The sequence below is a fragment of the Streptomyces apricus genome (assembly GCF_008369065.1).
In the GTDB taxonomy this organism is placed as follows: domain Bacteria; phylum Actinomycetota; class Actinomycetes; order Streptomycetales; family Streptomycetaceae; genus Streptomyces; species Streptomyces apricus.
In genome coordinates this window covers 1-6,739 of the sequence record NZ_VDFC01000054.1, presented here as the reverse complement: position 1 = coordinate 6,739, position 6,739 = coordinate 1, and the positions used below count along the sequence as shown (strand labels likewise).

6 protein-coding genes are annotated in these 6,739 nt (G+C 72.1%); 2 read left to right on the top strand and 4 right to left on the bottom strand.

Annotated features, from left to right (window positions below; translation table 11 throughout):
• Window positions 1–36: 36 nt before the first annotated feature.
• Together FGF04_RS31110 and FGF04_RS31105 are read right to left on the bottom strand one after the other, a co-directional pair.
• Entirely contained in the window at window positions 37–987 is a 951-nt protein-coding gene (locus tag FGF04_RS31110) for a carbohydrate ABC transporter permease (RefSeq protein ID WP_149514713.1), read from the bottom strand.
• A 5-nt stretch (window positions 988–992) separates the two neighbouring features.
• The gene (locus tag FGF04_RS31105; protein WP_149514712.1) at window positions 993–1,919 is read right to left on the bottom strand and encodes a carbohydrate ABC transporter permease; all 927 of its coding nucleotides are present in this window, start codon (window positions 1,917–1,919) and stop codon (window positions 993–995) included.
• A gap of 197 nt (window positions 1,920–2,116) precedes the next feature.
• Between FGF04_RS31105 and FGF04_RS31100 the strand changes: the two genes are divergently transcribed.
• The gene (locus tag FGF04_RS31100) at window positions 2,117–3,214 is read left to right on the top strand and encodes a LacI family DNA-binding transcriptional regulator (RefSeq protein WP_408055692.1); all 1,098 of its coding nucleotides are present in this window, start codon (window positions 2,117–2,119) and stop codon (window positions 3,212–3,214) included.
• A 4-nt stretch (window positions 3,215–3,218) separates the two neighbouring features.
• Here the strand turns inward: FGF04_RS31100 and FGF04_RS31095 are convergent, their stop codons facing one another.
• A complete protein-coding gene (locus tag FGF04_RS31095; protein ID WP_149514711.1) occupies window positions 3,219–4,718 on the bottom strand; it encodes a hypothetical protein in 1,500 nt (499 codons plus the stop codon).
• 219 nt (window positions 4,719–4,937) lie between these two features.
• On the opposite strand from FGF04_RS31095, the gene FGF04_RS31090 reads away from it, so the two are divergent.
• Window positions 4,938–5,753 (top strand): SAM-dependent methyltransferase, encoded by an 816-nt coding sequence (locus FGF04_RS31090; protein ID WP_149514710.1) that lies wholly within the window; start codon window positions 4,938–4,940, stop codon window positions 5,751–5,753.
• A 55-nt stretch (window positions 5,754–5,808) separates the two neighbouring features.
• Here FGF04_RS31090 and FGF04_RS41725 read toward each other — a convergent pair.
• On the bottom strand, window positions 5,809–6,739 hold a 931-nt coding region (locus tag FGF04_RS41725), incomplete at its 5' end, for an XdhC family protein (protein WP_149514709.1).

Here is a 6,739-nt window from a genome sequence, read left to right as displayed (position 1 = left end):
GGGCGGGGTGGGGCGGGGTGGCGGTCCGGGGACCGGTCACTCCTTGACGCTCCCGGCGGCGAGGCCGGACTGCCAGTACCTCTGCAGCAGCAGGAACGCGGCGATCAGCGGCACGATGGTGAGCAGCGAACCGGTGATCACCAGGTTGAAGATCACGTCGCCGCCGATGGTCTCGGCCTGCGAGTTCCAGGCGCTCAGGCCCAGGGTCAGGGGGTACCAGTCGGGGTCCTTGAGCATGATCAGCGGCAGGAAGTAGTTGTTCCAGGTCGCGACCGTGGTGAACAGCAGGACCGTCACGATGCCGGGGGCGAGCAGCGGCAGGGCGACCCGGAAGAAGGTGCGCGCCTCGCCCGCCCCGTCGATGCGGGCCGCCTCAAGGAGCTCGACGGGGATCGCCTCGGTGGCGAAGACCCACATCAGGTACAGGCCGAAGGGCGAGATCAGGGACGGGACGATGACCGCCCACGGGGTGTCGGTCAGCCCCATCTTGCTGAACATCAAGAAGGTCGGCACCGCGAGGGCGGTGCCCGGGACGGCGACGGCGCCGATGACCACCGCGAACACCCCGCGCTTGCCGGGGAAGTCGAACTTGGCCAGCGCGTAGCCGCCCAGGATCGCCAGGAAGGTGGCACCGCCGGCGCCGAGGACGACGTACATCAGGGTGTTCAGGAGCCAGCGCCCGAAGATGCCGTCGTTGTACGTGAAGGTGTCGCCGATGTTGTCCCAGAGCGCGAAGTCGTCGGCGAACCACAGCCCGGACGAGTCGGCGAGCCCTTCCTGGGTCTTGGTGGCGCTGATCAGCAGCCACACCAGGGGGACGACGGTGTAGACGAGGACCAGGCCGGTCAGCACCGTCAGCAGGACGCTGCGCCGGGGACGCCGGGAGTCCTGGTCGCCGCGCTTGCGCAGCCGGGGCGCGCTCTTGGCCGGGCCGGCGGCCGGCGCCACGGAGGGGGCGGTGGTGGCTGGGCTGCTCGTGCCGCTCACGGGGTTCACGCTCCCTTGCGCATGCCGCGCAGCTGTACGACGTAGGCGATGACCATCGTGATCAGGCCCATGATGATGGCGACCGCCGCGGAGTAGTTGTGCTGCTGGCCGTTGAAGGACAGCGAGTACGTGTAGAAGTTCGGGGTGTAGTCCGTGGTGATCGCGTTGCGGGCCAGCGGCCGCAGGATGTTCGGCTCGTTGAAGAGCTGGAAGCTGCCTATGATCGAGAAGATCGTCGCGATGACGAGGGCGCCCCGGATCGCGGGGAGCTTGATGGCGGTGATGACGCGGAGCTGCCCGGCGCCGTCGATCTCGGCGGCCTCGTAGAGGGAGTTCGGGATGACCTTCAGCGCGGAGTAGAAGATCAGCATGTTGTAGCCGACGAACTCCCAGGTGACGATGTTGCCGATGGACGCCAGCACCAGGTCGCTGGAGAGCGGGTCGGGCAGGGTGACGCCGAACGCGTCGTTGATGTCACCGACCAGCCCGTACTTGGTGCCGTACATGAAGCCCCACATCAGGGTGGCGACCACGGCGGGCACGGCGTACGGCAGGAAGATCGTGATGCGGAAGAAGTCGGTGCCGTAGAGGCGGCCGCTGTCCAGCGCGAGGGCGATCAGCAGGCCGATGAAGAGCATGATCGGCACCTGGACGGCCAGGAACAGCGAGACCCGGCCCAGGGAGGCCCAGAACTGGTCGTCCTGCAGCGCCTGCTGGTAGTTGTCGAAGCCGACGAACTGGGTGCCGCCGATCAACTGGTCCCGGAACAGGCTCAGATAGATCGAGTACGCGATCGGGGCCAGGAAGACGAGGGCGAACACGGCCACGAAGGGACCGATGAAACCCCACCCGGTCCAGGAGCGGCGATCCCCCTTGAGGGGAGGCCGTGCCGTGCGCGGTGCGGCGGCCGCCGGCGGTTGTAGCGTCGTCATGTCGTTCCTCGCTCGTCCCTCTCGCGAAAACCCGGCGTCGTGCGCCGATGATGTTTGCGTGAACATGAAGGACCGCACGAGTCCGCGGCCTGTTATGTTTACGTAAACATCTGATGGCGGCATGTCTACACTGCCCCCTTGACGGTGGTCAAGGGTCATTTGAGGAAAGTGCGTTGCGGCGCGACGAGAGGAGACGGGTGGACACAGCGGACAGCGCCTCGCCGAGCAGGCCGCAGGCGGCGCGGACCAGGAAACGGGCGCCCCGCCGGGCGCAGAGCGCCTCCATGGCGGACGTCGCGCAGCTCGCCGGCGTCTCCTCGCAGACGGTCTCGCGCGTCTCCAACGGTTACGCGGGTGTGAACGACAAGACGCGCCAGCAGGTGCTGGCCGCCATGCGCGAGCTGGGCTACCGGCCCAACAGCGCCGCCCGCGCGCTCAAGCGTGGCGAGTTCCGGACCATAGGTGTGATCACTTTCGGACTTTCCACCACCGGCAACGTCCGCACCCTGGAGGCGATCGCGACCTCCGCGGCGCACGAGGGCTACGCCGTGACGCTCCTGCCGGTCGCCGTGCCCACCCAGGACGAGGTGCGCGGTGCGTTCTCCCGCCTGGGGGAGCTGGCCGTCGACGCCGTCATCGTCATCCTCGAAGTCCATCTGCTCGACGCGGTGACCCTCTCGCTGCCGCCGCACATCAAGGTGGTGGTCGCCGACTCCGACGCCGGTGACCGCTACACCGTGGTCGACACCGACCAGGCGGGCGGCAGCCGCGACGCCGTGCGGTACCTGCTCGGCCTCGGCCACCGCACCGTCTGGCACCTGGCCGGCCCCGAGGAGTCCTTCGCGGCCCAGCGCCGGGCCGACGCCTGGCGCGCGGAACTGACTGAGGCGGGCCGTCCCSCGCCCCCGCCGGTACGGGGCGACTGGTCGGCCGAGTCGGGGTACCGGGCCGGCCTCGAACTGGCCGAACGGCCGGACTGCACCGCGGTGTTCGCCGCCAACGACCAGATGGCGCTCGGCCTGCTGCGGGCGCTGCACGAACGCGGCCGGTACGTGCCCGACGACGTCAGCGTCATCGGCTTCGACGACATCCCCGAGGCCGGCTCCTTCCTGCCGCCCCTGACCACCGTCCACCAGGACTTCGCCGAGGTGGGACGGCGCTGCGTCGAGGGCGTGCTGCGGCAGATGGGCCAGGACGCGCCGGAACACGGGACGACGCTCGTGCCGACGCGTCTGGTGGTACGGGACAGCACGGCGCCGCCGCGGCGGCCGGTCGCGCCTTCCGCCGACTCCTGAGGGGTCAGGGGGCGATGCCCACTCCGTCCACGCGGCTCCAGGACCTCTCCTGGGCCGACGTCATGGCCGGCCAGCGCAGGCCGCCGGGGCGCGGGGCGACCTTCGCCGCGTACGGGGCGGGGCGGAACGCCGGGTCGTAGAAGCAGCCGGTGCCGTACGTGGCGTCGAAGGCGGGGCAGGAGGCCGCCAGGGACGTCGCCGTCGGCTTGCGGCCCGTGCGCACCCAGGTGTCCAGCGCCGCGATCGAGGTGGCGTACTCGGCGTCGCTCAGTCCGCTGTGCTCGCTCTCCCGCGTGAAGCTCTGCACCAGGTGCCGCTCCCGGCCGGCGCCGCGCAGGCTGTCCCGGTAGGCCGACTCGTGCTCGACGAACGCCGTCGGGTCGTCGATGGCGTGCAGGGTGAGCACGGGGATCGAGACCTTGCCCGTGAGGTCGCTGTCGTACGAGAGGTCGCGTACGGCGGTGGGGTCGGCGGAGAACCGCTCGACGCCCGCGTTCAGCGCCTTGTCGTCGTGCGAACCGGAGTAGCGCACGCCCCGGTTGCCGAACGGATTGCGCCCGCCGAGCCGGTTGTGCACGATGTCGCGGAAGGTGAACGTGGCGAACCGCAGGTGCGACTCCAGGGTGCGCTCGGGCACCCCCGTGACGGCCAGGATGTCGTCCAGGTTGCGCTGCTGCAGGGCGGTCCGGTCCCGCGGCGCGGACTCAAGGCCCGTGCACTCCTGCAGCCGGGCGCCGAGCCCGGCGGACGTCATCGTCGAGGTCGCCCGCAGCCCCTCCCACAGCGGGTACTGCGGCTCGGTGGGGCGGGGGMGGTTGCCGCAGTAGTACTGGTAGACCACCCGCAGGTCCACGCGGTAGTCGTAGCCGCGCGACCCGCCGGCGAGGACCCCGTTGGTGAGCAGGGCGCCGTCGTAGGGGCCGTGCTTCCCGGCCCCGTACGTCTCCACGACCTTGGCGGCCACGTCGCCGCCCCACGACTGGCCGTGCACGTACGTCCGCCTGGGCTCGCCGAACTCCGCGACGAACAGCCGGCGCACGCTCTCCGTGTCGGCGGCGCCCATCCTGGTCCCGTACCCGCCGCGACGGTAGGAGGAGCCGGCCCAGGCGTACCCCTCGTCCACCATCACCGACCAGCGCTCCAGGTCGCCCGTGCTCCGCTGCGGGTCGGACTCCGCGCCGAGGTCGGGCCCGCCGTGCGCGTGCACGACGAGGGACCCGTTCCACTTCTTGGGGACGGCGATCGCGTAGTACGCGCCGGCGGCGTCCTGCCCGGTGTAGCAGGTGGCCTTGTCCGTGAGGTCCGCCGGGCACGGCGCGGCCGCCGGTCCACCGGCGGATCCGGTCACCGCCCCGCTCCCGGTCCCGGCCACGGAGGCGGAGGCCGGTCCGCAGAGCGTGCCGAGGAGGACCCCCGCGACACCCGCGGCCACCGCCGCCCGGCGCCGCCCGCGAGGACGCGGTCCGCTCCCGCTCCCTGATGTGCCGGCCCTCGTCCTGTCCATGGATCGTGCTCCCTCTGCTCGTCGGCGCACCGTTGCGCGGCCGGGCCGATGCTAGGGAGCGCGGTGGCGAAATCCCATGACCTGATCATTGCGTTCATTGAGTTCGCCGCCGGTGGTCGGTCCGGTGGCCGGTCCTGTCGCCCTCACCGGCACCGGGAGGGACGATGGCCGTAGGTTGTACTTCACGGCCAACGAGCTTTCCCCACAAGGAGGTTGCCGGTGACGCAGGACTCGTCCGCCCCCGAGGGAGCGGCGTTAGCGAAGATCGACTCGACGGTGCCGCACTCGGCCCGGGTGTGGAACTACTGGCTCGGCGGCAAGGACAACTACACCGTCGACCACCGGACGGGCGACGCGTTCCGGGAGGTCTTCCCCGGGATCACCGACCTCGCCCGCGACTCGCGTGCCTTCCTCGGCCGGGCCGTGCGCCACCTGGCCGGTGAGGCCGGCATCCGGCAGTTCCTCGACATCGGCACCGGACTGCCGACCGTCGACAACACCCACGAGATCGCCCAGGCCGTGGCGCCCGAGGCCCGCGTCGTCTACGTCGACAACGACCCGCTGGTCCTCACCCACGCCCGGGTGCTGCTGACCAGCACCCCCGAGGGGGTGACCGACTACGTCGACGCCGACCTGCACGACCCGCAGACCGTCCTGCGCGAGGCGTCCCGGACGCTGGACCTCACCCGGCCCGTCGCGCTGACGATGATGCAGGTCAGCGGACACATCACCGACTACGACGAGGCGCGGGGCATCATCGGCACGCTGATGGCGGCCCTGCCCTCCGGCAGCTACTTCGCGTTCAACGACAGCGTCGACACCAACAAGGCCAACGTCGAGGCGACCCGCCTCTACAACGAGAGCGGCGCGGCCCCGTACCAGCTGCGCAGCCCGCAGCAGCTGGCCGGCTTCTTCGACGGCCTGGAGCTGCTCGATCCCGGTGTCGTCCCGCTCAACGACTGGCGGCCGGACCCGGGCCGCACGCGCCCTTCCGGTGACGTGATCGCCCTGTGCGGTGTCGCGCGCAAACCCTGAGCCGGGAGGACCCCGGCCGAGGTGTCCCGGCGCGTCCGGCGCGCCGGGTACCCGCTCACGAGGGTCCGGCCGCCGCGTGGCGCGCGGGGTCCTGCTCGTACACCTCGCGGCAGGCGGTGCCGCAGAACCAGTGCCGGGCCGCGCCGCCCGCGTCCGAGTACGGGGTGGCGGACTCCGAGACGGCGACCTCCATCCCGCACACCGGGTCGACGGCGGTGACCGGGACGGCCGCCGCCGCCTCGGCCGCCGCTGCCCCGGTCTCCGCCGGTTCAGCCGCCGCCTCCGCCTCCGCCGTCCCGGCCTGCGGCGCGCGCACCGCCCGCACCACCCCCACCATCTCCGCCAGGATCGACAGCGCGATCTCGCCCGGCGTACGGGCGCCGATCCACAGCCCCGCCGGAGTGCGGACGCGGGCCCGCTGCTCCCCGTCCAGCTCGTGGCCGAGCCCGGCCAGCACCGCCGCCCCACGCCGGGGACTGGCGACCAGGCCGACGTAGGGCACCCCGGCCCGCACCGCCGCCGTCAGCACCCGCTCCTCGTCGCGGCCGTGGGAGGCGATCACCACCGCCCCGGCGCCGGCCAGGGCGTCCGCGTCGGGCGCGCCGGCCCCGGGCACCGGCGTGATCCCGTAGCCGAGCGCCGGTCCGAAGGCGAGCAGGGCGCGTGCGATCGGGGACTCGCCGAACACCAGCACGCGCGGCGCGGGCCGCAGCGGCTCCAGGAAGATCTCCAGCTCGCCGCCGGACAGGCACGGGTTGCGGACGCTGACCGCGCCCTCCTCGACGGCCGGTTCCCCGGCGCCGTCCGCCGCCTCCCGCGGTGAGATGCGCAGCAGCAGGGACTKGCCGTCGCGCAGGGTCCGCAGGGCCTGGACCCGTACCGTGGCCTCCGCGCAGACGCCGCCGACGAAGCCCTCGATCCGGCCGTCCGCGAGGACCAGCGCCGTGTCGCCCGGGCGCGCGCTCGCCGGGCGACGGGCGCGTACG

Excerpts from the sequence above, each read along its gene's own strand:
- FGF04_RS31105 (WP_149514712.1), bottom strand. The coding sequence starts at position 1,919 with ATGACGACGCTACAACCGCCGGCGGCCGCCGCACCGCGCACGGCACGG.